This window comes from Moorena producens PAL-8-15-08-1, from assembly GCF_001767235.1.
Taxonomy (GTDB): domain Bacteria; phylum Cyanobacteriota; class Cyanobacteriia; order Cyanobacteriales; family Coleofasciculaceae; genus Moorena; species Moorena producens_A.
In genome coordinates, this window is record NZ_CP017599.1 from 2,821,055 (window position 1) to 2,847,629 (window position 26,575).

General features: G+C 42.9%; 19 protein-coding genes and 1 pseudogene. 15 read left to right on the top strand and 5 right to left on the bottom strand.

The features are described 5' to 3' along the window. Positions 1 to 12: 12 nt before the first annotated feature. From BJP34_RS10730 to BJP34_RS42910, 7 genes are all read left to right on the top strand, one after another. A complete protein-coding gene (locus tag BJP34_RS10730) occupies positions 13 to 1,500 on the top strand; it encodes a hypothetical protein (protein ID WP_070392337.1) in 1,488 nt (495 codons plus the stop codon). Next, on the top strand, positions 1,493 to 2,698 hold the full coding sequence (locus BJP34_RS10735; protein ID WP_070392338.1) for a DUF1822 family protein: 1,206 nt from the start codon (positions 1,493 to 1,495) through the stop codon (positions 2,696 to 2,698). Before BJP34_RS10730 ends, BJP34_RS10735 begins: the two co-directional genes overlap by 8 nt. A 157-nt stretch (positions 2,699 to 2,855) precedes the next feature. Continuing rightward, on the top strand, positions 2,856 to 5,324 hold the full coding sequence (locus BJP34_RS10740) for a CHASE2 domain-containing protein (RefSeq protein WP_070392339.1): 2,469 nt from the start codon (positions 2,856 to 2,858) through the stop codon (positions 5,322 to 5,324). Between the two features lie 57 nt (positions 5,325 to 5,381). Next, entirely contained in the window at positions 5,382 to 6,071 is a 690-nt protein-coding gene (locus tag BJP34_RS10745; RefSeq protein WP_070392340.1) for a hypothetical protein, read from the top strand. A gap of 572 nt (positions 6,072 to 6,643) precedes the next feature. Continuing rightward, positions 6,644 to 6,832 carry a hypothetical protein gene (locus tag BJP34_RS10750; protein WP_070392341.1) on the top strand — a complete coding sequence of 63 codons (189 nt, stop codon included), beginning with the start codon at positions 6,644 to 6,646 and terminating at the stop codon, positions 6,830 to 6,832. A 379-nt stretch (positions 6,833 to 7,211) separates the two neighbouring features. Next, positions 7,212 to 8,522, top strand: a complete 1,311-nt coding sequence (locus BJP34_RS10755) for a YeiH family protein (RefSeq protein ID WP_070392342.1) — start codon at positions 7,212 to 7,214, stop codon at positions 8,520 to 8,522. Positions 8,523 to 8,554: 32 nt separating this feature from the next. Further along, positions 8,555 to 8,707: a hypothetical protein gene (locus tag BJP34_RS42910; RefSeq protein WP_158517127.1), complete on the top strand. Its 153-nt coding sequence runs from the start codon at positions 8,555 to 8,557 to the stop codon at positions 8,705 to 8,707. A 72-nt stretch (positions 8,708 to 8,779) separates the two neighbouring features. Here the strand turns inward: BJP34_RS42910 and BJP34_RS10760 are convergent, their stop codons facing one another. The 5 genes and pseudogenes from BJP34_RS10760 to tsaB form a co-directional block, all read right to left on the bottom strand. Next, the gene (locus tag BJP34_RS10760; protein ID WP_418904126.1) at positions 8,780 to 8,968 is read right to left on the bottom strand and encodes a Uma2 family endonuclease; all 189 of its coding nucleotides are present in this window, start codon (positions 8,966 to 8,968) and stop codon (positions 8,780 to 8,782) included. A 304-nt stretch (positions 8,969 to 9,272) separates the two neighbouring features. Further along, positions 9,273 to 9,656 (bottom strand): annotated as a pseudogene (locus BJP34_RS10765) (Uma2 family endonuclease); the annotation flags it as partial. Positions 9,657 to 9,738: 82 nt separating this feature from the next. Continuing rightward, complete coding sequence (locus tag BJP34_RS10770) at positions 9,739 to 10,731, bottom strand: endo-1,4-beta-xylanase (RefSeq protein ID WP_070392343.1); 993 nt, start codon at positions 10,729 to 10,731, stop codon at positions 9,739 to 9,741. A gap of 3 nt (positions 10,732 to 10,734) precedes the next feature. After that, entirely contained in the window at positions 10,735 to 11,871 is a 1,137-nt protein-coding gene (gene dprA, locus BJP34_RS10775) for a DNA-processing protein DprA (protein ID WP_070392344.1), read from the bottom strand. Positions 11,872 to 12,103: 232 nt separating this feature from the next. Further along, complete coding sequence (tsaB, locus tag BJP34_RS10780) at positions 12,104 to 12,850, bottom strand: tRNA (adenosine(37)-N6)-threonylcarbamoyltransferase complex dimerization subunit type 1 TsaB (RefSeq protein WP_070392345.1); 747 nt, start codon at positions 12,848 to 12,850, stop codon at positions 12,104 to 12,106. A 68-nt stretch (positions 12,851 to 12,918) separates the two neighbouring features. On the opposite strand from tsaB, the gene BJP34_RS10785 reads away from it, so the two are divergent. The 8 genes from BJP34_RS10785 (at position 12,919) to BJP34_RS10820 (ending at position 26,542) form a co-directional block, all read left to right on the top strand. Next, positions 12,919 to 14,196: a valine--pyruvate transaminase gene (locus BJP34_RS10785; RefSeq protein WP_070392346.1), complete on the top strand. Its 1,278-nt coding sequence runs from the start codon at positions 12,919 to 12,921 to the stop codon at positions 14,194 to 14,196. Between the two features lie 92 nt (positions 14,197 to 14,288). Beyond that, positions 14,289 to 16,034 carry a histidine kinase dimerization/phosphoacceptor domain -containing protein gene (locus BJP34_RS10790; protein WP_070392347.1) on the top strand — a complete coding sequence of 582 codons (1,746 nt, stop codon included), beginning with the start codon at positions 14,289 to 14,291 and terminating at the stop codon, positions 16,032 to 16,034. 12 nt (positions 16,035 to 16,046) lie between these two features. Then, positions 16,047 to 17,153 (top strand): hybrid sensor histidine kinase/response regulator, encoded by a 1,107-nt coding sequence (locus BJP34_RS10795; RefSeq protein WP_070392348.1) that lies wholly within the window; start codon positions 16,047 to 16,049, stop codon positions 17,151 to 17,153. Between the two features lie 294 nt (positions 17,154 to 17,447). Continuing rightward, the gene (locus BJP34_RS10800) at positions 17,448 to 18,983 is read left to right on the top strand and encodes a ferredoxin--nitrite reductase (protein WP_070392349.1); all 1,536 of its coding nucleotides are present in this window, start codon (positions 17,448 to 17,450) and stop codon (positions 18,981 to 18,983) included. 60 nt (positions 18,984 to 19,043) lie between these two features. Beyond that, positions 19,044 to 20,168 carry an RNA-guided endonuclease InsQ/TnpB family protein gene (locus tag BJP34_RS10805; protein ID WP_070392350.1) on the top strand — a complete coding sequence of 375 codons (1,125 nt, stop codon included), beginning with the start codon at positions 19,044 to 19,046 and terminating at the stop codon, positions 20,166 to 20,168. A gap of 39 nt (positions 20,169 to 20,207) precedes the next feature. Next, entirely contained in the window at positions 20,208 to 21,590 is a 1,383-nt protein-coding gene (locus BJP34_RS10810; protein WP_070392351.1) for an ABC transporter substrate-binding protein, read from the top strand. 733 nt (positions 21,591 to 22,323) lie between these two features. Next, positions 22,324 to 23,844, top strand: coding sequence for an MFS transporter (locus tag BJP34_RS10815; RefSeq protein ID WP_070392352.1), 1,521 nt, complete (start codon positions 22,324 to 22,326; stop codon positions 23,842 to 23,844). Positions 23,845 to 24,274: 430 nt separating this feature from the next. Further along, positions 24,275 to 26,542: a molybdopterin oxidoreductase family protein gene (locus tag BJP34_RS10820; protein ID WP_070392353.1), complete on the top strand. Its 2,268-nt coding sequence runs from the start codon at positions 24,275 to 24,277 to the stop codon at positions 26,540 to 26,542. The last annotated feature ends 33 nt before the right edge of the window (positions 26,543 to 26,575 follow it).

Sequence of the window (26,575 nt, forward strand, 5' to 3'; positions counted from 1 at the left end):
TCTCAATCAGTTATGGATGCATCTAGATACTCGACAATTCGGGTATTTGACCCAGGCAATAACCAAGAAGGCTACAAAGTCTGCCATCACAACAAAGCACAGGAGTTTTTTGAACAAACACTCCTGGGATTACATCCAAAGGAAAGATTATCAGCTCAGTGGGAGCAAGATATCCAGGATTTACTGCTATCCTGGTTTCGCCCTGAGCCATCTACTGTTGAGCCTACATCCCAGACGTTAGCTGGACTTTGTCTTCGGTGCTATGTTTCTTTCTCGATCTTAAAGGCTTGTAAAACAATAGCGAGTCAGTTTTGCCTTGACTATCGGTTAACTTACCGTGAGCTGCTATCCTATGTACTCAATGATGATGGCAAAACTCCGATTATTATCGATAGTGATGGCAAAACTCAACTGGTTCTGAATCAGCAAGGTGAGATTAAACCTGGGCTTGGTCAGTTTTTTACGATTGATGTGTTGGCAAGCTATCGTCTGAACTCATCAGCTCGCCTCAGTTTGGACAATTGGGCATATCGTAAAACCAAACAACATCCTGACATTAAACGTTGCTTAACTGAACAGGGATTGCCATTGTCCAGTAACTGGTCACTGTTGGGACGAGTTAAACTCAGACACCTTGAACAACTCTATCCACGCGATCGCAAACTAGTAGAAACCTTCCATACTGTCTATTCTCAAGACAGACAACAGCAGCGGCGCAATAGAGTTAACCATAGAGTTAACCATAGAGTCAACCAATGCCTTGAGCCTAGGGATGACCAACTCCAAGACATGCTCCACCTGTTGCCAGAACGTGGTGTTATTATCAATTCCACCAAAGAGCTTCACAAAGAACTAACCAGGATAGCCAAGGGTCTGCAAGAAGAGGAGATTTGGAGCCGCAGAGGAAGTCCGATCTGGGAACCTCTAGAAGCACGGGATCCAGAAACTGGGGAGTATGTCCCGAAAGAATTACCTGATCTAAACTCTATTAATACCATAGATCATTTAGGACAATCTGAATTGCAGGATTTTCTTGAACAGGGACTGATTGAGGTTTTAGATCACGCTATAGGGCAAGGGTTGGTTGAGCACATTGCCTCTTTAGAGCAAAGCCGCCGTTACGCTTGTTTTGCGTCAAAGGTTATCCCAGGTTTCCGATTCTTTTACTGTGAGGGGAAGTCTCTTAAAGAGATAGCAACCCTTTTGAATATGACCAATCATTCCCAAGCCAGCCGAGTCTTGGCACCAGGGAAACTGCTCAATCGCGTTCAGTATCTGAGTGTAGAAAAATTTTTCCAGCTTATCTCAACAACTACTAAGGGATTAGCTCTGGAAAAAAATGCCACAAAGCTGGATTATTTGAGTAACCTGATGCAGGAAGTCGAGGCTTTCTTAAACACACAAGTTTTTCAAGAAGCGGTAGCAGAACTGAGTACGTCTAAAAGCCGTTTAATGACTAGTTTATATGCTCAGCGAATGTGCCAATATCTAGATGAATAAAAAACAAAAAAATAAGGATGAAAAAATGAATAAGACCAGGATAAATTCAATGGATATAACCCTGACAATACTAGAATCATTTTGGCTCGAAACTGAAGACTTTGAGCAAGCAATAAAGATTAGCAAACAAGTTAATAATGAAGGAAATCAGGAGCAAATTTATCTAAATAGTTTAGCATTATTTGGTTTTGAGAGATGGTTAGAAGAACGGGTCGATCAGCTACCAATTATTACGGATAACTGTTCGGTGTATCAACCAGACTATGCTAATCTGATTGATACGGTATGTAATTTGAGAGTTGGGGAGTTTAATCTGTGTATAATTGTCACGGATAACTCCAATGAGCAATTGGTTACTGTACCAATAGCTGCGGTTGAATTACCAGAACTTGCGGCTCATTTCTATATCCTAATTGAGGTTAAAGAAACCCAAGAACAGGGTATTATTCGAGGTGTTTTACGTCACGACGATTTGATTAACTATAGGGAATCAACTAACTTACCACAAGGTAACCGTAACTATAATTTACCTCTGTCTTTATTTGATCAGCAACCAAATCATTTACTGCACTACTTGCGTTGGTTAGATTCCCAAGAGATCACAATTCCAGTTGCTGATACTAAGCGTTCTGTTCAGGAAATCCTACCATTCTTTGCTGAAACAGCCATTAATACAGCAGAGTGGCTGCGAGGAGAAATGGATGAGTTAGCAAGCTGTTTATCTTGGCAACTCCTTCCTGACTATACTTTTTCTAAGCCATCAATGCGTCGGATTAGTCCAGTATCGGATGAACCGGACAGATATCGAGCGATCGCTAAAGAGTTGAGACGACAAAAAGGATTAATTGTGCCGTCTCATGCTCGTGGCTCTTACCAAACTGTTAATTTAAATGGCATTCTGTTCAAACTATGTGCTGTTACCTGGTTCATTTACCAGAAAGCACCAGAAGATACTCGAGAATGGGCATTGCTATTGCTAATCGAAGACTGTCTTGGTAATACACTTCCCCCTGGTATGAAGTTACGAATCAGCGAATTCACTGGTGTTGTCTCTGAAGCGATATTGGTAAATGAACGTTATCTCCATGTTGCAGTAGCAGGTAGGTGGAACCAAAAATTTGTAGCCACCATTTCTCTAAGTAATGGAGCCTCATTAACCCTACTTCCCTTCGGTTTTGATCCTGATAAATGTTTATGATATTTTACTAGGGAGTAGGGAGTAGGGATTAGGGGTAATAAAAAAGTGACAAATTACCATTTTTGAATTGGAGCAAAGCGATGTTTCAAGCCCCCGAATCCATTTGTGGGAATTTTTTTTAATTTTTAATTGATAATTTTGAATTGGAGCGAAGCGATTGACAACTAATCATCAAAGTAGTTTTAGACTAAATGTTTGGCAAGCTGATTCATCCTGTCTGTTTTATTTACGGGGTAATAACGGACTGGAAGTATCCGCTAAGTTGGACTATCCAGCTAAAGTAATAGACTGTTATGAAGAGTGGCGATACCTTTACCTCCAGTTTTATCCGAAATTGCGAGCCAGAGAATTGTCCAGTGGTGCCATCACACCATTAGTCGATGACTTGGGACATGAATTAGAAGAAGCAAAAGAGATATTTCTGGATGTTTTTCAACGGTGGTTAGGTCAATTACAGGCCATTCGAGAAACAATTCAACATCAAATTTTAACTGTTGCTAGAAAGGAATCACAGTCAAATAAGACAGCAGAAGCTTATCGAGAAGTAGCTATTTTTATAGCCTGCGATTCTGTGGAATTGGCACGGCTTCCTTGGGAAGCATGGCAGTTGCTGCCAGAGGATATCCCCAGTGGGAGAATTCGGATTACCAGGATTCCGATGACTAGTCAGGCAGAAACAATAGCGCGAGATAATAAACTGCGCCATGGTAAACCTCGGATTTTAGCGATTTTGGGGGATAATACAGATCTGAATTTGGAGAAAGATAAGCAGGCTATTAAGTTGCTCAAAAGCATTGCTCAAGTAGAGTTCTTTGACTGGCAACAGCAAGAGGATGGGGTGAATCTTAAAGCAGCACTGGCGGCAGAAATAACGGATGAAAGGGGGTGGGATGCTTTATTTTTTATGGGTCATAGTGATGAAACAAAAGTTACTGATGGAAAATTAGCGATCGCGCCAGAACAGTTGGTATCTATCAGTGAAATAAAGGAATACCTAACTACTGCTAAAAATCAGGGACTTCAGTTGTGCGTCTTTAACTCCTGTAGTGGTCTAAAAATAGCGAATAGGTTGGCTGATTTAGGATTGCAAGTGGTGATCATGCGGGAGGAAGTTCATGATAATGTTGCTCATGTATTTCTCAAAGAATTTTGCAGCCGCTTAGCTCAGTATCAGGATGTCCAGGAAGCAATGGTGGCAGCTTGTCGCAATTTACAGGTAGGTGAGAAGTTTGTTTATCCATCAGCCTACCTAATTCCTTCGTTTTTTAGTCCCTATGGTGCCAAGCCATTTCGGATTGAGCCTTGGGGTTACCAGAAACTACTTCAGCAGTGGCTACCTAAACCAAAAGAAGCGATCGCATTAGCTAGTGTGCTTTTAGTTAGCGCTATGGTTCCTGTCCAAGACATGTTGCTAGATGGGCGAACCTTTGTTCAAGCTGTCTATCGCGATAGTACAAACCAGTTTCCTCGGGAGGGGTTATCGTCCCGGAAGGCACGCTCTGTACTGTTAATTGCTATTGATCAAGACTCAATCAATCAGGCGCAACTGGAAATTAAAGGCTTTAAAACCCAGCCGATGGAACGGGAATACCTTGGCAAATTAGTCAGACAACTCTCGAACTCAGGCGCTAAGGTAATTGGAATTGATTATCTCCTCTATACCCAAGAACCAAGAGAGGAAAAACTGGCTAGTGCGATTCAATCCGCTGTCAGTCAACAGGATACCTGGTTTGTCTTTGGGGTCAATCAGGAGAAAAATCGCAAGGTTTTTCCGAAAATTGCTAGCCCTAAATGGAGTCTACAAGGGGATATTACTTTTTTCCGTTGGGATATGGAACTCCCCCAGGATGCCACCTGCAACAAGTCATGTCCTTTTGCCTATCTACTGGCTCTATCACACCAGTTGCACCAACAGCCAAAGCACGGGATAGGATTAAATCCTAATGTTGAAAGTACCACCAACTTTCAGCAACAAGTTAGTCAGTATCTTCAGCAAGTCAGTAGCCAGGATAATGCGATTGGCCGTAGGCCACGCTACGCGAACGCATCTCTCAAACCAAATAATTTACCTTTTGCGAACGCATCTCTCAAACCAAATAATTTACCGTTAGGGATGCGCTATATTATTGACTTTTCTATTCCTCCAGAACAGGCTTATGAGTACAAGCCTGCTTGGGAATTCCTCAAAAGTGACTTTCCTAACATTGAGCAGCAAGTGGTTATCATTGCCTCTGGGGGATATGATGAAGCCGAGGATAATTTTTCCCTACCTCTAGCTATTGAATATTGGTGTCATCCACTGAATCGAACCAGAAAGCCACGAGATACTTGTCCCAAGGTATTTACCGGAGGTGAAGCCCATGCTTACATGGTTCACCATTTTTTATCGAAGCATACAATAAAATTAATTCCCGACAGCTGGATGATTCTATTAACAGCATTGTTAGGAAAAGGAACAACCCTGGTACTGCTGCAGCAAAAGCCTCAAAAACGACAGCAATCAATATTGATATTAGTTGGTGCTACAGCGGTCTATGGAATAATCGGACTACAGGCTTATATCTCAGCTTCTATTTTAATTCCTATAGCTTTACCATCCATTATACTCTGGTTTTATATTATTTAGTTAATTCTATTAATTGGTAATTATTCATTCGCGGCCAGCCTTTTACATTTAACTCCTATGTATCGATTAATCCGAGTTTTTTATCTACTGCTAATTACTGGAACGATAAGTATTAGTTTTCCGACCTCATCAGTATCAATTGCAGCTTCGTTTACCAGTCAAGGGAATCAAGTAGCGAAAGGAGTGAGTCAAACCAAACAGGAAACACAATCTGTATGGGCTAAGATCCGAGATATTTTTCGTAGGAAGAAAGATGAAGCAGGTACCCATGGAGAGTTTTGTTCAATTTCCCCTAATATTGCTGCCTATCGCACCTGGAGTGACCAACCTCTATTTGCTTGGGAAGGAAGTGTTAATATCATTCAAGTTCGTTCCTCTCGCTATGGAAAAGCCTTATGGTCTTATCAAGTAAACGATAATCAGACTAGTGTTATTTACAATGCTGATGGTAAAGGTCAGCCACTTCAACGAGGTAAAGAATATTATTACTGGGTAGAGTACAACACAACGGATAATAATGGACAACTAATTACAGATACCGAAACTATTCCCTTTCAAGTTATGGGTGGTAAAGCCTATCGGATGATCCAAGCTGAATTGCCAGCTGAGAAGTTTCGAGATCAGCACGCTAGTTACTTTGCTGATCACGATCTTTTCCTAGATGTGGTACGAGTGATTTCGGTGTTTGGGGACTTAAATAGTTCGCAAACTAATACTGAGGAATTATATCAAGAGTTTTGTGAGTAGTCAAAGGCGAATTGATATTAAAAAATACTGTAAAATAAATCAATTAGTCTGACTCCTGACTCGAAGCTCCTCAATCCGACGAGGATAGTTTGTTATATCAAAATCAGCTATTCTCATTATTCACAATTCATAATTTTTAGTTTTCATAGTCTAACGAGACTAGTCTTAACTACATAAATTTGGCAGCAAATCTACCTGTAGTGTTGTACTACCTATAATTTTTGTTACTAGTTTTGCCTAAATTATAAACTAGCTTCATATTTACTTAAAGCTATCTTAACAAAATCATTAATTATATTGATAATAACTTGATGCAGGTTGTCCAGATTACCTGATAAGATCATTATAATGAACGTCACTTGATTGTTTTTACAGAAACCTATAACGGCATAGGAAGCTATAGTTATCAAGATTCATTGAGGGGTTTGAGGGAGCTCCTGAATTATATTAGCGCTGTTAGTTATAACCTCTCGTTGCTAGGAAATTGATCAACTACCAATCTCATCAGCCATTAAAGTGAATTTTTGTTTGAACAGTCAGTAGTAAGCCAATGTAGTCGAGATAATCTAAAAATGAAAAAAAAACTGGCCAAAATTGTTAATACTGCAGTCACCAGTCTTGCTCTATGTATTGCGATCGCATGTTACGTTTATAAAGCAGAGGCTGCTCCTGTGTTTCTAAATCTTTCCTGGGAAAAAATTAATGGGTTGAGAGTTGAATTTCTGTTCAGGTTCGACCAGCAGTTTGTACTAGGATTTTAAGAAAAACCACCTGTTAAATAGGCTCAAAAACATATGCAGATCTAGCTAATGGTCAATCAGGAATATTTACTTGTCTTGATGCACTCGCTGCTGCACTTAGGTTTCGGTCATTTTGGTAGTGCCCACGTATTTCCCTAGGTCTGGTTGGCTTTCAGGGGATTTCGAGTCTAGAACCTTTGAAAATACCACTAGGAGGAATCGTCACCGAGAATCAACTATAGCGCTGTGCCCAGGGAATAGTAAATAGTTACAGAAACAGACCCCAGCGCGGGGAGATAGTCATCTCCCCATCTGCATCTTAGCGTGCTACTTTTATGAATTGGTATGATGTATTGATATTATTTCGGTGGTGCGTTCTAGGGTAAAATTAAATCTACTAATGAGTCAAACAAAATGGTCTAACTTCTACAAATTAGAAGACTGGTGGTCTGTGTGGATTGGTCTACTGTTATTGGGGACGGTGTTTAGTGGCATCATAACCGTTGTGCCAAAGATGCCCAAATGGAAAGGGATAGATCTATTATCGGCACTCCCCTGGGAATTGCTTCCTAAACTGGCATTGCTCGCCATTGGTTTATGTGCTCTGTTTACCCTTGGCAACCTGGTAATGAAGGGAAAAGAAGGCAGAAACATGATACCAGGCTTTTTGGTTATCTTTCTTTTAGCCGTTTTATCCTATATACTGGGTAATTCACAGACCGCTAAAGCAATTAACCTCGGCTATGCTTTCTGGGCATTGTTGATTGGACTAATCATCAGCAATACTATTGGTACACCAAGGTGGATGATGCCAGCGGTGCGTACTGAATATTACATCAAGACTGGCTTAGTAATTCTCGGTGCAGAAATTCTCTTTAACAGAATTGTGGAATTCGGACCTTATGGTTTAGCGATCGCTTGGCTAGTTACGCCTATTGTGATCATATTTATGTATCTGTTTGGTACTCGGGTTCTGAACATGCAGCAGAAATCACTGGTGATGGTAGTCGCCACATCCACATCAGTGTGTGGTGTATCAGCCGCTATTGCAGCAGCAGCAGCCTGTAAGGCTAAGAAAAACGAGTTGACTTTAGCTGTAGGGATGACTCTCATTTTTACCGTTGCCATGATGGTGATCATGCCCTTGTTTCTCAAGGCTGTAGGTATGAATGAATTAGTCAGTGGTGCATGGCTGGGGGGAACCATTGATTCTACTGGCGCAGTTGTCGCTGCTGGTGAAACAGTAGGGGAAATCGCTGGTCAAGCTGCTGCTTTAGTTAAGATGATTCAAAATATGCTGATCGGCGTGATAGCTTTTGCGATCGCTTTATTTTGGGTCTTTTGTGTAGAGCGCGAGCCAAATGCTCCTAAACCACAAATGAGGGAATTATGGGTACGTTTGCCCAAGTTTATCTTAGGTTTTATAGCTGCTTCTCTGTTAGTATCCTTTGTTTGTATTCCCTTGATGGGGATGGATACAGTTAAAGGCATTCTTAGTCAAACCAAGACCTATCGTGGCTGGCTATTTTGTATCGCATTTTTGTCCATTGGTCTAGACTCGAACTTTCGGGATTTAGGGACACAACTTCAGGGTGGTAAACCCATGATTCTTTACTTGGTAGGACAGAGTTTTAACATTGTGCTTACTTTGGCTATAGCGTGGCTAATGTTAAGCGGAATTATTTTTCCTATACCGGAGTTAGCACAGTGATAAACACTATCCGAAAATCCCTAATCTTTTTGATGAGTATTTGCGCACTTCCGCTACTACTGTGGTTATTGAATAGCTTGATAGTAGGTGGTTATTTGGGGTCGAGCGTACAGGATATTTACGAAAACGAGAGTGATGCTTCAGGAATTTTCTGGACAGATGTAGAGATACTATCTCAAGATTAGCCTATTCAACTATAAAAGTTATCTATAGCAGTTATCAATTGGGTTTATCGCTGCTATAGATAGCATCATATATCATATAATTTCTGATAAATCTAAAGTAAATCCAGGCAAAACATCTTCTCCTGATAAGGTTTTCGGAGATTGGATAATTTCTAAATCTTGATTGGGACGATAGATTTCCACAACCTTATTTTGGGGATCAATTAACCATCCTAATCTAGCGCCATTTTCCATATACTCTCTTACTTTAGCTTGCACCATTTTCAGCGATGCAGCGCGGTCTTGGGGAGGCAGCGCGGTCTTGGGGGTCTCCCCGGAGACGAAACCTTAGACAGTTGAGCCTTTATGGTTGGTAGGTTATGCAGAAAAGGGTTAAAACTTATTGATTAGCGTGATTTGCGCGGTCTTGGGGGTTTCCCCCATGAGCGACTGCATCAAGACAAGGCTCAACTGTCTTACGGTAACTTGGCCGTAGGCCACGCTTGGCCGTAGGCCACGCCAAAGGCGAACGCGAACAAACCATGAGCAACTGCCGTGGTTTCCCCCATGAGCGACTGCATCAAGACAGGGAATCACTCGGAGAACGCAATTCCAACACAAAATCAGGACATAAAGGGACAAATTTATCCTGTTCTTCTGGTGTTAACCCTTCCCAACGCTCTCGTTTAATCCAAGACGCATCAGGAGAACGATTTGCTCCATTAGGCAATTTAAATCCTGTATTAGAGTCAAATGCAACACCAAGTTTCATTTGACTGCTCCACAATTCTAGTTGAGTCGATAGTTTAATATTTCGTCTACCTGTATTTCCTCCGGTAGGTGACATGATGATTAAATATCCTTCAGAAGTGCCCTCAAATCTTAAATCCCTGTTATCTTGACAAAGCTGGAAAAATTGTTCGTCACTTAAATTAATAGTTAATTCCAGGGTATCAGGTAAATATACCATATTAATTAGCTCCCAAATTATACAACAATTTACTGAATTAAAAAAGATAATTTAAGTGATTTTTATCTTTATTTTTTAATTTTTAACTATCAATTTTTAAAACTTCAACCATCCCGTGATAAGCAGCTTTAGGACGATAGGATTCATCGAAAGGTAGAGGAGAATCTGGTTTACCAAAGAAATCCGGAATCCAGGAATGATGATCTGCAAATTCCCAAGTTAAGAAGGCTGTACAATTGGGAGCCTCTAAACAAACTTGCAGGATATCTCGATATACCTGTGTCTGAGCAGCCACCCGTTCTTCTTGTGTGCCGCTACCATCATGGATTTTTACATCCATCTCGGTAACCTGAACCTGCAATCCCAACTCACCCAGACGCTTCATGTTTGCTGCTATGTCTTCTGGCTTAGGAGGATTTTGAATACTAATGTGCATCTGAAAGCCAATGCCGTGAATTGGGACATCCCGTTGCCGCAATTGTTTGACCATGGCATAAATCGCATCTGACTTTGCCCCAAGTCCTTCTCCAGCGTAGTCGTTATAAAACAAGGGAACTGTGGGGTCAGCTTCATGAGCCCAGCGAAATGCCAACTCAACGTATTCTGGTCCAATCCCGAGCGACCAAATTGTATCTCGTTTCCTTTGTCCTGCTGAGTCTTGGTCTGCCACCGCTTCATTGACCACATCCCAAGCTGCTAATTGTCCGCGATAGTGACCAACAACAGTATGAATATGTTGTCGCAGGATATGGATTAACTCTTCCTGTGTCCATTGTCCGTGGGTTAGCCACCAAGGCACACTATGATGCCAAACCAGATTATGACCGCGCACCTGCATCTGATTGGCTTTCGCAATAGCTACAAAGTTATCAGCAGCTTCAAAATTATACTGATGGCGTTGGGGCTGTAGCGCCTCAAACTTCATGATATAAGTTGGTGTGACAATGTTATATTCACGCATCAACACCTCTCGATAACTAGGATCATTTCGCAACGGTTCCATCGACACTCCCGTTCCAATCGCCAATTTGCGCTTTTGTGCCAAGGAACGTAAATTACTGTTATTTGTATTCATGCTTCATATTCCAGTGATTAATCTTCGATATCGCATCCCTGGTGACTGAGAAACTAATCCCATTAGTTCCAACTGTAACAAGGCACTGGATACTGAGCCTGCTTCTAAAGCTGCTTGCTGGACAATGATATCGAATGGGGTTGGTTCAAATGCGATCGCATCCAACACTTTTGCCAATCCTGGCTCTAAGGTCGGTACAGGTAAAGCGGGTAAAGGTTGTTCTAGAGCCGAGTGGGGGTCAAGTTCTGGAATAGCTCCGAGCATTTCCAACAAGTGACCTTCACTTAAAATTACATGGGCACCCCGATTTAACAGTCCCAAACAACCAATAGAATTGGGATTATCTAAGGAACCTGGTAGTGCATAGACATCCCGACAGAACTCATTGGCGAGCCTAGCAGTAATTAGCGCTCCGGACTTGTTAGGCGCTTCCATCACTAAAACTGCACGGCTTAAACCAGCAATAATCCGATTGCGTTGGGGAAAGTTGGAACGTGCGGGTTTGGTACTAGCTGGATACTCGCTGATTACCAATCCCTGCTCTTGAATTTGTTTGTAAAGATAACTATTGCTCAAGGGATATACCACATCAAGACCAGTTCCCAAAACTGCTATTGTCCTACCACCCGCTTCCAGACAGCCGCGATGGGCTTGTGTATCAATTCCCACTGCCATACCGGACACCACTGTAAAACCATGCTTAGCAAGGGTAGCACTGATTTTGCGAGTCCAACGTTTACCGTATTCGGTGGGATTGCGGGTACCCACAATACCGACTATGGGCTTGCTACCGTAATTTTCTTGTAGATCAACTAGTCCGCTATAGTATAGCGTTGCGGGAGGACTAGGAATTTCTAGTAACAAGCGGGGATACTCCCCATCCGCTGGTGTCCAGAAACAAGGATTTTTGACCAAGTGTTGCTCAAGTAGCTGTTGCGGATTAGTTTGGCCACGCATTTTAACTACTCTTTCGATTAGCCGCACCCCGAACCCCTCAACGGCTCCTAACTCTGAAGCTGATGCTTTCCAAGCCTCTGCCAGAGTTCCAAACTGTTGGTGTAGCCGTTGGAGCAATACTGATCCGATACCGGGAACCTCTGACCATGCTAGCCAGTACGCACGTTCTTCTTGGTTGGTCAATCGCTTCGCTCCAATTATAAATTCTCAATTTATAATTCAAACATACCCCATCAATCTAATTATAAATTATCAATTCAAAATTCAAAAATACCCCATCAATCCAATTATAAGCTGGTATAAGTGCCAACAATTGAAAATTAGACCGCTATTCATTTTTAATTTTTAATTCTTAATTTTTAATTTTTAATTCTTCATTCTTAATTCTTAATTCTTAATTCTTAATTCTTAATTCTTAAACTGGATGCTGCCCATAAAACGGTAGTACTTCTGACCAGTTGGGGCGCTTTCCCTGTTGCCAATCGAGATAAGCAAGTTCCAAGACACCCCTAGCATAACTCCCCAAATGTGCTGGAGCCTCTAGCACTCGCAATGGTGTTTCTAAGGTACCCAAAACTTGTTTCCATTGATCTGAAGTCATGACAGCATCTGGTAATATCTTCCTCAGTCCCAGACCAGCTATTGATGGCTGATAGATGGCGGTATACAGCTGACCCCGTTGCGCAGGCATTTGAATAGCAATGTCAGTGCTTAGTTCTGAGTATTGAGTGCTAATTGCTGATTGCTGTTCCCGTAGCTTGCGCGTAGCCCATGTGCTTGCTCGTGATCCCAAGTTGTCTTGATACATCGCTCCCTGTTCCCCCTCTTTCCCCTCTTTCTCTAACCACGCGATCGCTGCCAGTGTAGAAATGCCAAACAGAGGAATATCTAACTGTTGTGCTAGGGTACGAGCAGTCACTATACCGATACGGGTACTCGTAAAGCTACCCGGTCCAATAGCTACCGCAATGAATTCTAAGTTTTCCCAACTTTGGGAATTCAGAAATTCAGTCAAGTGCTGATGCAATTGACCAGACAACTCTCGCCCTAAGTCCCAAGTTTGGCAGCGGGTATCCCTGGCAAAGTTACTGATCACCAGCCCAAGTTCAGGACTAGTGGTGTGAAGGGCAAGAGCATATTTGTTTGGTTCGAGAATCGGCATTTTGGTATGATTTTCGGTTGGAGAACTATTGATCAAGTACCCTCAAAGCCAAAAGGTTATCACTATCCATGGATCCTACCCTGACTCAAATTGGGACTCAGATGTCCAAACTGACTGGTGTCCGAGCGATTATGAAAGATATTATCGAAACGCTACGAGCTGGTCAGGGAAAAGATTGGATTAATCTCAGTGCAGGGAATCCAGTGATTTTGCCAGAAGTCGAGCAACTTTGGCGTGATTGCACGGCACAACTGTTAGCTAGCTCAGAATATGGTGAGGTGATTTGCCGCTACGGGTCATCTCAAGGATATCAGCCTCTGATCGATGCGATCGCAAAGGATTTCAATCAACGCTACGGTCTTTCCCTAAGCGATCGCCATATCCTGATTACTCCCGGTTCTCAATCCATTTACTTTTTCGCCGCTAACGCTTTTGGTGGCTACACCAGCAACGGCCACCTCAAACAAGTTGTCTTGCCCCTTTCTCCGGAATACACTGGCTATGGAGGAGTAAGCTTGACTCCAGAAGCAGTATATGCTTACAAACCTACTCTAGACATTAATCAGCAGCAACACCGTTTTAAGTATCGCCCTGATTTCAGCCAATTGACGATTAGCCAAGAGACTGGCTGTGTAATTGTTTCCCGTCCCTGTAATCCCACTGGCAATGTCCTCACCGATGAAGAGGTAATCAAAATTGCCGAAATGGCTGCACCCTTCAATGTGCCAGTGTTGATTGACGCAGCTTATGCTCCACCTTTTCCAGCACTGAACTTTACCGAAATGACACCAGTCTTTCGAGACAATATCATCCACTGTCTGAGTTTATCAAAAGCTGGACTACCAGGGGAACGGGTTGGTGTAGCAATTGGAAATCCGGAGCTAATTAGCATTTTAGAATCCTTCCAGACCAATCTTTGTATTCATTCGGCTCGCTATGGACAAGCTATTGCCGCAAAAGCGATCGCATCTGGAGCGCTCCCCGAGATTGCCACTAATGTAATTCGTCCCCACTACCAGCAAAAGTTTGTGACCCTTGAACTTACATTAGACAAATTCATGCCCAAAGACTTGCCTTGGTTCTTGCATCGGGGTGAAGGAGCTATCTTTGCTTGGTTGTGGTTACAGGATTTGCCAATTACTGACTGGGAACTCTATCAACAGTTGAAGCAGGTGGGTGTGATTGTCGTGCCTGGGAGTACATTTTTCCCCGGCTTACGAGAAGACTGGTCTCACCAGCAACAGTGTATTCGCATCAGCCTTACCGCTAGTGAACAAGAAATTGAAATCGCCATGCAGCGTTTGGCAACATTGGTCGAGGAAGTCTATCGGATAGCGTCAGGTTAGTGTTTCGGTTGCAGATGTTGTGATAATCTAACAGCGTTCCATAGTACTTGTTACAGAGTAATTATCCAATAATATTAACAATATATTAACACATGGAACAGCAGCAGCTAGCACAAGTGTTGGAAACTGGCGATATAGGGGAGTTGCTAGGCATTATTAACCAGCCTAACTTGCTGACAACCCTTGACTCTACACAGATGTGTAGGATTATCAAGGGACTTGGGCAAGTAGTAGAACAACAAACTGCTCAGTTAACTCAGGTCAATCAGCAACTACAACCAGAAATTACCAAGGGTAAGCAGGCTCAGGAGAAATGGCCCCAGGGTAATCAGCAACTGGAATACCAATTTCAACAACAGACAACAGAATTGTCCAAAGCTAATCATCAGCTGCGACAAGCAAAAGAGCAACTAGAGGCAGTTTTGGATGCTGTACCCGGACCAGTGTCTTGGATTAGTGCTGATGGTCGATATCTTGGGGTGAACCGACATCTGGCTCAGAGCCTGCAATTACCTCCCGAGACTTTTGTCGGTCAAGAGTTGGGCTTTCTGCACAGCAGCCCTCAGTTTGTTGGTTTTATGGGTCAGTTTCTCGCCTGTGGGGAATCAGCAGCTTCCCAGGTGGTTGAGCTGAAAGTGAAAAATTATTCGAAATATTATCTAATTGCTGCTCAGAAGTACCAGCAAGGTGCTGCAGCCGTGTGTGTAGGGATTGATATCACCCAGCATAAACAGGCAGAGTTAGCTCTACAACAGCTCAACCAGGAACTAGAACTGAGAGTCGAACAACGGACTGCTGATCTACGGAAAGTCAATGAACAACTTCGCAAAAGTGAGGAACAATTTCGCCTGATTTTTGAACTCTCTCCCATGGGTATGGCAATTACCAGCACTGATGATTCCATGCTACAGGTTAATCAAGCCTTTTGTGACACGGTTGGTTACACAGCCGAGGAACTGAGGCAGAAAAAGGCTACAGATATTATCTATCCCGATGATTTTACAATTAACCTTACCCCGAATCAAGAGTTGTGGCCAGGAAGAACATCCCACTTTCAGATGGAAAATCGCTTACTGTCGAAAGATGGTAGAGTAATCCATGTTTTGACCAAGAAAGCAGTTTTAGTCAGGGATGCTCAAGGTAAGCCCCGAAAATTTCTGTATCAAATAGTAGATATCACCGAACGCAAGCAAGCAGAAAATCAGGTCAGAGCCTCTCTAACCGAAAAAGAGGTTTTGCTCAAAGAAATTCATCACCGGGTTAAAAATAACCTGCAAATTATTTCTAGCCTACTCCGACTACAGTCGAGGAAAGTTGAAGATCCACAAGCATTAAGTTTGTTCAAAGATTCCCAGCATCGGGTTCAATCTATGGCTCTGATTCACCAGCAGCTGTATCAATCCCCAAATTTAGCCCAGATTAATTTCGGAAAATACATTCAAACCTTAACCAATAACTTGTTTCGTTCCTACGGCATTAACCGACAGACAATCGGCCTCAATATTGAAGTTACCACAGCTCCCTTAACCATTGATATAGCTATTCCCTGTGGGCTAATCATCAATGAATTGGTATCTAATTCACTCAAATATGCCTTTCCTGAACATCAATACGGTAAGATTGAAATTAGTCTAAGTTCAGATCAACAGGGTCAGCTAATCCTCACGGTAAGTGATAATGGTATTGGTTTACCGGAAAATTTAGACTTTCAATCCACTAAATCCCTTGGTTTGAGTATTGTTCGTAACTTGACTGCACAACTGGGGGGTAACATCATCCTTGACTGTAGCCAAGGCACTAGATTAAAAATAAACTTTCCCCATTCACTGGATCTCTAGGGCAAGTCGAGCATGACCAAGAAAAAAATCCTAGTTGTTGAAGATGAAACCCTTGTGGCTATGGATATCACGAATAGCCTCAAACTCCTAGGGTACATGGTTCCTGCTGTGGCTGTATCTGGAGAAGAAGCAGTTAGAAAAGCTGAGCAAATCCAACCGGATTTAATCCTGATGGATATTCGTTTGAAAGGGAAAATAGATGGAGTGACTGCTGCCAGGCTGATTAGGACAAAATGGAATATCCCAGTAGTCTATTTGACTGCCTATAGCGATGATATCACCCTAGAAAGAGCTAAGATAACCCAACCCTTTGGTTACCTCCTGAAACCATTTGAGGAAGAAGAACTGCGAGTTACCATTGAAATTGCCCTCTCTCGCTTCCAAGCAGAAGCAAAAATCCGTCAAGCACTGGTAAGAGAACAGGAGCTTAGAGAACAAAAATCTAGCTTTGTCTCTATTGTTTCCCACGAATGTCGTACACCTCTGAGTAAAGTTCTTCTAGCTACTGAATTGTTAGAACGCTATAGCAAACATTTGGTCAAGGATAAACATCGCAAGTATTTTGAACAAATTAAAGGCTCTATCCAAGATATGAAACAACTCTTGGATGAAGTTCTATTTATTGAAAAAGCAGAAGGAAATAAGCTAACTTTTAAGCCAACTCCAATTAACCTAGTAGAATTCTGCTCTGATTTGATAGAGCAGATGCAGTTGGCTACTGGGGGGAGCCATAGGATTATTTTTAATCCTCAAAGTAATATTAATGATGCCTATATGGATCCCCAACTCCTCCGATATATTTTCAATAACTTGCTATCAAATGGGATTAAGTATTCTCCTGAAGGGGGAACCGTAGAGTTTGAGTTAACCGTGGAAGGTAACTGGGCAATTTTTAAAATTAGAGACTCGGGAATTGGTATTCCAAAACAAGAGATTTCCCAGCTGTTTGAACCTTTCCAGCGAGCTAGCAATGTTGGGGATATTCCTGGTACAGGTCTAGGATTATCGATTGTTAACAAGAGTGTAGAGCAGCACCGTGGTCAAATTTTGGTAGATAGCCAGGTTGGTGTAGGGACTTTGTTTACGGTTAGACTACCCCTGTCTAGTCACTGGGAGTAATATCAAGTTCGGTTGAATACCCATCATCAAGACGATTGATGGGGAGATGGGGCGCGGGGCCTGGGCGCGGGGAGATTTTGATTCAGGAGGAAGCCACCAGACATTTGAGATCACGGCATAATGCAATTTATGCATTTAAATTATGTATTTTTTTCAGTAAAAGCCGTATTTAGTAACAAAATATACAAAATATTAGCATTACTTTAAATTAATTTATCGACATCAAGAGTAGTGACATCAGAGGCTCTGGACAAAACTTCTGGCAATTGAGCAAAAGGCAACGAGGGAACAGCTATGACCAGCGCAGCTAAGCCAGCCGCAAAACTAAACAAATTTGAGAAATTCAAGGCAGAGAAAGATGGTCTTGCCATTAAAGAACAAATAGAAGAGTTTGCTAGAATTGGCTGGGAAGCAATAGAGCCAGATGACCTACAGCATCGGCTGAAGTGGATGGGTGTCTTTTATAGACCTGTTACTCCAGGCAAGTTCATGCTACGGATGCGGACACCCAACGGGATTTTAAACAGCACTCAGATGCAGGTACTAGCTGAGATAGTCCAGCGCTATGGTGAAGATGGTAGTGCTGATATTACGACCCGCCAAAATATCCAGTTGCGAGGTATCCGCATTGAAGACATGCCTGATATTTTCCGCAGGTTCGAGCAAGTTGGCTTAACTAGCGTCCAATCTGGTATGGACAATGTTCGGAATATTACTGGTTCTCCTATGGCGGGGATAGATCGCGATGAATTAATTGACACTAGGGATCTTGTCCAAAAAGTACAGGACATGATCACTAATAACAGCCAAGGGAATTATGAGTTTACTAACTTGCCCCGTAAATTCAATATTGCTATTGAAGGGGGTCGGGATAACTCAGTCCATGCTGAAATTAATGATATTGCCTTCGTGCCTGCCTACAAAGATGGACAACTAGGCTTGAATGTACTCGTAGGTGGCTTTTTCTCCGCCAAGCGTTGTGAAGCTGCTGTTCCCCTCAATGCTTGGGTACTGCCTAATGATGATGTAGTTGACTTGTGTCGTGCTATTCTAGAAGTTTATCGCGACGAAGGCTCGCGGGCGAATCGGCAAAAATCCCGGATGATGTGGTTGATTGATGAGTGGGGGATTGACAAGTTCCGGGAGGAAGTCAGTAAGCAGTTTGGTAAAGAACTCCCTACGGCTGCTCCTCACGATGAAATAGATTGGGAAAAGCGAGACCATATTGGTGTCTTTGCCCAAAAGCAACCAGGTCTGAATTATGTGGGTTTACACGTGCCCGTTGGTAGACTGTATGCTGATCAGATGTTTGATATCGCACGGATGGCTGAGGCTTATGGCAGTAGCGAAATCCGCCTCACGGTTGAGCAGAATGTGATTATTCCGAATATTCCAGATGCTAATCTCGACGCTTTCTTAGCTGAACCCCTCTTACAGAAATTTACCCTTGAGCCCAAACCCCTAGAACGGCTTCTAGTATCTTGCACAGGAGCCCAGTTCTGCAATTTTGCTCTGATTGAAACCAAAAATCGTGCCTTGGCAATAGTTCGGGAACTGGAAGAAAAGTTAGATATACCAAACCCGGTGCGGATTCATTGGACAGGTTGTCCCAACTCTTGTGGTCAACCCCAAGTAGCTGATATTGGTTTGATGGGAACCAAGGTGCGTAAAGACGGTAAGTCTGTTGAAGGAGTCAATATTTACATGGGTGGCAAAGTTGGCAAAGATGCTAAACTGGGCGAGTGTGTGCTCAAAAGTGTCGCTTGTGATGACTTACCAGAGGTCTTGGGCAATATACTGATTGAGAATTTTGGAGCAAAATCCCACTAAGTTAGTTCTGAGTCGGAGTTGCTAATAGTGAATAGAAAACCTTAGCAAAGGTTATCAAGCATGTATAAAGCGCTCAAGACTAAACTAAAACTCAATAACTATCAAAAAACCTTGATGGCACAACATGCTGGGTACTCTCGATGGGTATACAACTGGGGCTTGGCAATATGGCAGCAAGCCTCTCAAGAAGGATTGAAACCCTCGGTGAGTACAATCAGAAAATTGTTTACCCACCACGTTAAACCTAACTACCCTTGGATGAGTAAACTATCATCCAAAGTATACCAATACGCCTTAATTAACTTAGGCTCAGCTTACAATTGCTTTTTCCAAGGACTAGGGAAATATCCCAGATTCAAAAAAAAGGGTAGACACGATAGCTTCACCATAGATAATTCGGGAAAACCGATAAAATTTTCAGGATGCAAGCACAAACTCCCCAAGTTGGGATGGGTAAGAACTTATGAACCATTGCCAGATTTAGAAACAAAAAAAATCACTATATCTCGTCAAGCTGACGGCTGGTATCTGAGCTTTCATTATCAGTATCAACCACAACCAACACATAAACAAATCGATGTGGTTGGGGTAGATGTGGGAATAAAAGAATTAGCCACCCTTAGTACAGGGAAGGTTTTCACCGGTTCTAAACCCTATCGCCAAGCTAAAAAGCGACTAGCTAGATTACACCGTGATTTGTCGAGAAAGACAAAAGGTTCCAAGAACTGGCACAAGTCAGTAAACCGATTAGCATTACAGCATCAACGGGTTGCCAACATTCGCAAAGACACATTGGAAAAACTCACAACTTACTTAGCCAAAAACCACGGCACGGTGGTAATTGAGGATTTAAATGTATCGGGAATGATGGCTAATCATAAGCTGGCTAGTTCGATCGCTGACCAAGGATTCTATGAATTCAAAAGACAACTTGAGTATAAGTGTCAGTGGTATGGTGCCAAATTGGTAAAGGTAGATAGGTTCTATCCATCATCTCAGCTTTGTTCAAGTTGCGGGCATCGTCAGAAGATGCCCTTGCCAATCAGGACCTATAACTGTAGTGAGTGTGGTCTAATCCTGGACAGGGATTTGAACGCAGCGATAAATCTGAAAAACGCCGTGGGCTCTACGGTGTCTGCCTGTGGACGGGGTGCTGCCGACAGTCCCGAAAGAAGCAGGAAATAAACAGCATTAACTAGCATTAGCTAGGTTTGTATAAGTTTTATGGAGCAGCAGCGCCGCCAGTTTCTCAAATACATCGGGTATGCCACAGTAGGATTTGGATTTAGTGCCTGTAACTCAAATAATCTATTCAATTTCCCAAAACGCGATCGCTCCTCTGAGCCAACTCAACGACCTCCGGCTAACTTTGGTAAGTTGGAGAAAACTAACCTTACCATTGGCTTTGTTCCTGTAACTGACTGTGCTCCTTTAATCATTGCCAAAGAAAAGGGCTTTTTTCAGCGCTATGGTCTGAATGTAGGTCTTAAGAAATATCCTGACTGGTCAGCGGTTCACAAAGACTTACTATCATGGGGTATAGATGCCTGCGTTGCCTTGTTTGGATTGCCAATGCTCACCAATTTTGGTTCAGCCAAGGCACCAGTGATATCTCTAATGATGCTCAATCGCAATGGTGCTGGCATCACCTTTTCCAAAAAAGCTTGGCAAGGTGCTATTCGTCCTTCAACGGAGTACTATAATTTCCCAGATTTTGCCAACTCCTACAGGAAATACATTAGACGATTAGCTGAGCCCCTCAAAGTAGGGATAGACTTGACCAACTCCATGGCAAACTATACCCTTCTCTACTGGCTATCAGCTATGGAGATTAATCCTGAGAAAAAGATTAAGCTAATCGAGTTTCCACCATCTCAAATGGTATACAAACTCCAAGCTGGGATAGTAGATGGCTACTGTTTAGATGAGCCCTGGAACCAAAGAGCAGTTGTAGACCAGGCTGGATTTACGGTTTATGTCAGTCGGGATATTTGGAAAGGTCATCCAGGAAAAATACTCGCAACCATGGGACCTTGGGCAGAAAAACATCCCACAACTGCACGAGCCTTGGTAGCAGCTGTTTTGGAAGCTTGTCAGTATTGTGACCAACTAGAAAATCGCCAGTCAATTGCTCAGATTATATCTAGGAGCAAATACATCGACACTAAGGTAAATTATATAGAAGGTTCTTTACTGGGCAACTATAATTATGGTGGCTTTGACCAGAAAGACCGATTTGAAGCAATCCCTGATTTTAATTTATTTCACTTTCAAGATACAGACTATCTCAAAAAGCCGAATCATGCTAATTATCCTTGGCGCTCCCATGGTGTTTGGCTGCTAACCCAAATGATTCGCTGGCGTCATATTAACCGACGTCAATATCCCAAGGATGCTGATAAAATTATCGACCGGATTTATCCGGTGAAAATTTATGAAGAGGTTGCCAAGGCCTTGAAAATCGATTTACCTAGTCAGCGTATGAGGGTTGAACCTGCGAATGTGTTTGTGGATCAAAGAGCATTTGATCCTAGCCAGCCAGTTAATTACCTCAATGGTTTCGATATCCGGGCTGATCGTTCTCAGCTGTTTGCTGCTGTCAATTAAGCCTTCAGCTATTAGTCACTTAAGAAGCAAGCATCGCCCAACTAACAAAGCCCAAGTAGCAAAGCCGACAAAAAGAAGTAGACCTAGAGACTTTATTGATTCAAAGTCTCTAACCTTCTTATAGACCCAAAGGTGGCATGAGATTAGCTGATTCAGAATGCCATACAGCTAAAAGCAATAAAAAGCAATAATTAGCCTTCAGCTGCTTCACTAATCCGCCTTGCTTAACTCAGGAATGATATCAAGTATAGTTCGGTCAGTGGTCAGTAGTCAATTACTCATTACCCATGATCCTCAATTCATACCAGAATTGGCCAACACGCTAATGGACGTTGTCTTGATGTAACTATTGAATAATAAATATGCGTTTAATTCAAAATAATAAACAAGTTGTAACAAATCATACGAAATTTATGTTTCAGGGGTGTCAATATTAGTACCTGAACAATAGTATTAAGTTAACCTCAGAAAAGTAGTATCTATGGGCGAGTACTTTAGCAATCAATTCCGAAAGAATTACCCTAAAAGAATAAGCTATAGTATTCAAACTAATAGGTAACTTTTATCAGTCAGCAAGTTGATGGCAACAGATCAGCTGGATTGTTTATAAAGGGATTCTTTGGAGTAGTTTTTGGAGGAGACTAAATCCACCCAAACGTTCAGCTTTTATGACTAATGCTGTTGGTGCGTGAATCTTCTGTTTTCGTAGTTTGAGTAGAGGAAAGGTATATAGATGCTCGCAGAAATGTGGTCGTTTCGTGGTAGGTATAAAATCCTCCACATGACCTGGTTTGCTTTCTTCCTGTCATTTGTAGTGTGGTTCAACTTAGCGCCCCTAGCAACACAGGTGAAATCAGACTTCGGTCTTGAAGTAGGTCAAATCCGAACCATCGCAATTTGTAACGTTGCCCTGACAGTGCCTGCCCGTATCATCATCGGGATGCTGTTAGATAAATACGGACCAAGAATCACCTACTCCCTGTTACTGATGTATGCAGCAATACCTTGTATTGCCTTTGCCTCAGCACAGAACTTTAGCCAACTGGTGATTAGCCGCTTGGCACTGAGTATCGTAGGTGCAGGTTTTGTGATTGGCATCCGGATGACGGCAGAATGGTTCCCTCCCAAAGAAATTGGTTTAGCCGAAGGTATTTACGGGGGCTGGGGTAACTTTGGTTCTGCAGCAGCAGCCTTTACCCTACCTACCATTGCCGCATTTTTAGCCTTTGGCAGTCCAGGTCTGAACTGGCGGTTTTCCATTGCTGGTACTGGGATTATCGCTGCTCTCTATGGTATCCTCTATTATTTTAACGTCCAAGATACTCCCCCAGGCAAAGTTTATCAGAAGCCCAAAAGCGCCAGAGGAATGGAAGTCACCACCAAAAAAGACTTCTGGTTTCTGATGGTGATGAATGCTCCTCTCTCCATCATTCTCGGTGTCCTAGCTTGGCGCTTGAATAAAGTCGGCTTTTTCGAGCAAAATGTTCTCTACATCGTCTGGGCTGGTCTACTTGGGTTGTATCTGTTCCAAGCTTACAACTGCTGGGCAGTTAACAAAGATTTGTTAGCAGGTCGTAAGCGCTATCCTCCTGAAGACCGCTTCAATTTCTCTCAAGTTGCCATTCTAGAGTTGACCTACATTGTTAACTTCGGTTCTGAATTGGCTGTAGTTTCTATGCTCCCTGCCTTCTTTGAAGGTACCTTCGGACTGAGTAAACAAGCAGCGGGGATGATTGCTGCTAGTTACGCCTTCATGAACTTGATGTCCCGTCCTGGTGGTGGTTTAATCTCTGATAAACTCGGTAGCCGCAAGATGACCATGGCAGTCCTAACATTCTGTATGGGTATTGGCTATCTGATCTTCAGTACGATGAACGGAGGCTGGTGGCTTCCTGGTGCGGTACTGCTGACCATGGCTTGTTCCTTCTTTGTGCAAGCTGGAGAGGGCTCTACCTTTGCCATCGTACCTCTGGTAAAGCGACGGATCACCGGTCAGGTGGCTGGTAACGTGGGTGCTTACGGAAACGTGGGTGCTGTTGCTTACCTGACTATCTTTAGTTTATTGCCAGCAGGAGATGTGGGTAACCGCATATTCTTCCAGGTATTGGGTGTTACAGCTTTGATTGTTGCGTTCCTGTGCTTCCTAGTCTTGAAAGAACCTAAAGGTTCCTTTGCTGAACTCCATGAAGGGGAAGAAGAATACGCTACTGCTGCTAGCCCTGCTGCTATGGGAACTGGAGACGTGATGAACTAGTTCCTTGGTGGGTCTAGTTGAAAGCACTCTACACTAGATGGCTGAAAAATATCTAGATAGAAGTGGGGCAATCTTAATCAAGATTGCCCCAAAATCTACAGAATAATCGCTTCTAAAACAAGGAAAAAAATCCTCACCATTTAGTAATCAGCTCTTTAAGACTGAGCAAGATTTTCAATTAACGAAAACTTGGGAAAAAGATTCTGCAAGGATAGGATTGATAGTCGAAAAGCCTCAAGATGGTAACTAATTTAGCTAACTAACTACTAACTAGTTGATTAACTAATTTATGCTTAAGTTTAGCTAAACGTTTGTTATAAATACCTGATAGTTGATATAAGAATTACTAATTATAAATTAATTTAAAAACTATTTAATATAGTTACAAACTATAAAAATAGTAAAAAAAAAAAAAATTGGGGGAAAAATCATGACTGACTCAGCTAAGACACTCTGTCCCTACTGTGGGGTTGGCTGTGGTCTGGAAGTATTACCTCCAGCTGCTTCGGGTCGTGCTACCTATCGAGATAGTCAAGGGAATCCGATTTGGAAAGTCAGAGGCGATCGCTCTCATCCCTCAAGCCAGGGTATGGTTTGTGTCAAAGGTGCCACGGTTAGTGAGTCTTTGGATAAAGACCGCCTCAAGTATCCCATGATGCGGGATTCTCTAGACCAACCATTTCAGCGAGTGAGTTGGGATGAAGCCCTAGACCGAGTAGTGAATCGGATTCAGACGGTTCGTTTCACCCAAGGACCAGAGGCAATTTGTATGTACGGTTCCGGTCAGTTCCAAACCGAAGACTACTATATTGCCCAGAAATTGCTCAAAGGTTGTCTCGGTACTAATAACTTTGATGCTAATTCCCGCCTGTGTATGTCCTCAGCTGTAGCTGGATACATCCAAAGTTTTGGTTCCGATGGACCTCCGTGCTGCTATGACGATCTAGAATTAACTGACTGTGCCTTTTTGATTGGGACTAATACAGCAGAGTGTCACCCCATTGTATTTAACCGTCTGCGTAAGCATCACAAAAAGCATCGTAATGTTAAAATGATTGTGGTAGACCCTCGCCGCACGTCTACCGCTGAAGTGGCTGACTTACATCTAGCGATTAAACCCGGTACTGACATTGATTTACTCCATGGTATTGCTCACTTACTATTGCGCTGGGGTAAACTGGACACGGAATTTATTGAGGAGTGTACCAGCGACTTCTCCGCATACGCTCAGGTAATTATCAACTACCCACCGGATATCGTTGCCGAAAGATGTGGTATACGGGTGCATGAACTTGAGGAAGCCGCTCGCTACTGGGCAAAATCGAAGCGTGTCCTGTCTTTGTGGTCAATGGGGGTAAACCAATCATCAGAAGGTACCGCTAAAGTCCGCACCATCATCAATCTACACCTGATGACAGGGAACATTGGTAAACCAGGAGCAGGACCATTTTCTCTAACTGGTCAACCTAATGCGATGGGAGGACGAGAAGCTGGGGGACTGGCTCACATCTTACCGGGTTATCGGGTAGTAAAGAATCCCCAACACCGTAGTGAGGTGGAACAGTTATGGAAACTCAATCCAGGGACAATTTCCCCCAACGCTGGTCTTGATGCTTGGAGCATGATCAAAGGTCTAGAAACAGGAGAAGTCGGTTTCTTGTGGATTGCTGCCACTAACCCAGCTGTGAGTATGCCGGATATTGAACGAACTAAGGCAGCCCTAAGAAAATCCTCCTTCACTGTGTATCAAGATGCCTACTACCCCACTGAAACCGCTGCCTATGCTCATGTCTTGCTGCCAGCAGCCCAGTGGAGTGAAAAGACTGGCGCTATGACTAACTCTGAGCGAGTTGTCACCCTTTGCCCCCAATTCCGTAATCCACCAGGGGAAGCCAGACCGGATTGGGAAATCTTTGCGGAAGTAGGGCGTCGCCTTGGCTTTACTAAAGAATTTGACTTTACTGACTCTGCCGCTGTATATCGGGAATTTGTGCAACTGACCCGTGGACGCCTTTGTGACATGACCGGACTTAGTCACGAACGCTTACGGAAAGACGGTCCGATTCAATGGCCTTGCCCTGAGCAGTTACAAAACCAAGAGTCTTCTGAGTCAATCAGCAATACTGGCAAACGGCTTTATACTGACTTCCGATTCAATACGCCAGATAGCAAGGCAAAATTTGCCGCTTTCCATTCTAAAGGACTGGCAGAACCCCCGTCGGAGGATTACCCTTTGGTGCTGACCAGTGGCCGACTCTATGGTCATTGGCACACCCAAACCCGCACCGGACGGATTGAGAAAATCACCAAAATGTACCCCAATCCGTTACTAGAAATTCATCCCCGTGATGCCCAAAAGCTGGGGATTAAAGATGGGGATTGGGTAGAAGTGCGATCGCGTCGCGGAACTTGCCGCTTCCCAGCTCAAGTCACTAAAGCGATTACTCCTGGTACTGTGTTTGCTCCCATGCACTGGGGAGCTTTGTGGGCAAATCAGGCAGAAGCTAATGCTCTGACCCATCCCGAATCTTGTCCCATTTCCCTGCAACCAGAATTAAAAGCCTGTGCTGTCAACTTGGTACCCATCAGTGAAACTGACAGTATGGGAATCAGTGAAACCCACAGTATGCGATCGCAAAATCCCAACCAAGAGCCATTAGGAACACCGATTTTACAAAAGCTCAAAGTGTTTAGTTGATTGTTGAAAGTTTAAGGTTAAAAGTTTAAACTT

Bases quoted from the DNA above. Each gene is read 5' to 3' on its own strand.
- BJP34_RS10730 (WP_070392337.1), top strand. From the start codon at position 13: ATGGATGCATCTAGATACTCGACAATTCGGGTATTTGACCCAGGCAAT.
- BJP34_RS10735 (WP_070392338.1), top strand. From the start codon at position 1,493: ATGAATAAAAAACAAAAAAATAAGGATGAAAAAATGAATAAGACCAGG.
- BJP34_RS10745 (WP_070392340.1), top strand. From the start codon at position 5,382: ATGTATCGATTAATCCGAGTTTTTTATCTACTGCTAATTACTGGAACG.
- BJP34_RS10750 (WP_070392341.1), top strand. From the start codon at position 6,644: ATGAAAAAAAAACTGGCCAAAATTGTTAATACTGCAGTCACCAGTCTT.
- BJP34_RS10755 (WP_070392342.1), top strand. From the start codon at position 7,212: ATGAGTCAAACAAAATGGTCTAACTTCTACAAATTAGAAGACTGGTGG.
- BJP34_RS42910 (WP_158517127.1), top strand. From the start codon at position 8,555: ATGAGTATTTGCGCACTTCCGCTACTACTGTGGTTATTGAATAGCTTG.
- BJP34_RS10760 (WP_418904126.1), bottom strand. From the start codon at position 8,968: ATGGTGCAAGCTAAAGTAAGAGAGTATATGGAAAATGGCGCTAGATTA.
- BJP34_RS10770 (WP_070392343.1), bottom strand. From the start codon at position 10,731: ATGAATACAAATAACAGTAATTTACGTTCCTTGGCACAAAAGCGCAAA.
- tsaB (WP_070392345.1), bottom strand. From the start codon at position 12,850: ATGCCGATTCTCGAACCAAACAAATATGCTCTTGCCCTTCACACCACT.
- BJP34_RS10785 (WP_070392346.1), top strand. From the start codon at position 12,919: ATGGATCCTACCCTGACTCAAATTGGGACTCAGATGTCCAAACTGACT.
- BJP34_RS10790 (WP_070392347.1), top strand. From the start codon at position 14,289: ATGGAACAGCAGCAGCTAGCACAAGTGTTGGAAACTGGCGATATAGGG.
- BJP34_RS10795 (WP_070392348.1), top strand. From the start codon at position 16,047: ATGACCAAGAAAAAAATCCTAGTTGTTGAAGATGAAACCCTTGTGGCT.
- BJP34_RS10800 (WP_070392349.1), top strand. From the start codon at position 17,448: ATGACCAGCGCAGCTAAGCCAGCCGCAAAACTAAACAAATTTGAGAAA.
- BJP34_RS10805 (WP_070392350.1), top strand. From the start codon at position 19,044: ATGTATAAAGCGCTCAAGACTAAACTAAAACTCAATAACTATCAAAAA.
- BJP34_RS10810 (WP_070392351.1), top strand. From the start codon at position 20,208: ATGGAGCAGCAGCGCCGCCAGTTTCTCAAATACATCGGGTATGCCACA.
- BJP34_RS10815 (WP_070392352.1), top strand. From the start codon at position 22,324: ATGCTCGCAGAAATGTGGTCGTTTCGTGGTAGGTATAAAATCCTCCAC.
- BJP34_RS10820 (WP_070392353.1), top strand. From the start codon at position 24,275: ATGACTGACTCAGCTAAGACACTCTGTCCCTACTGTGGGGTTGGCTGT.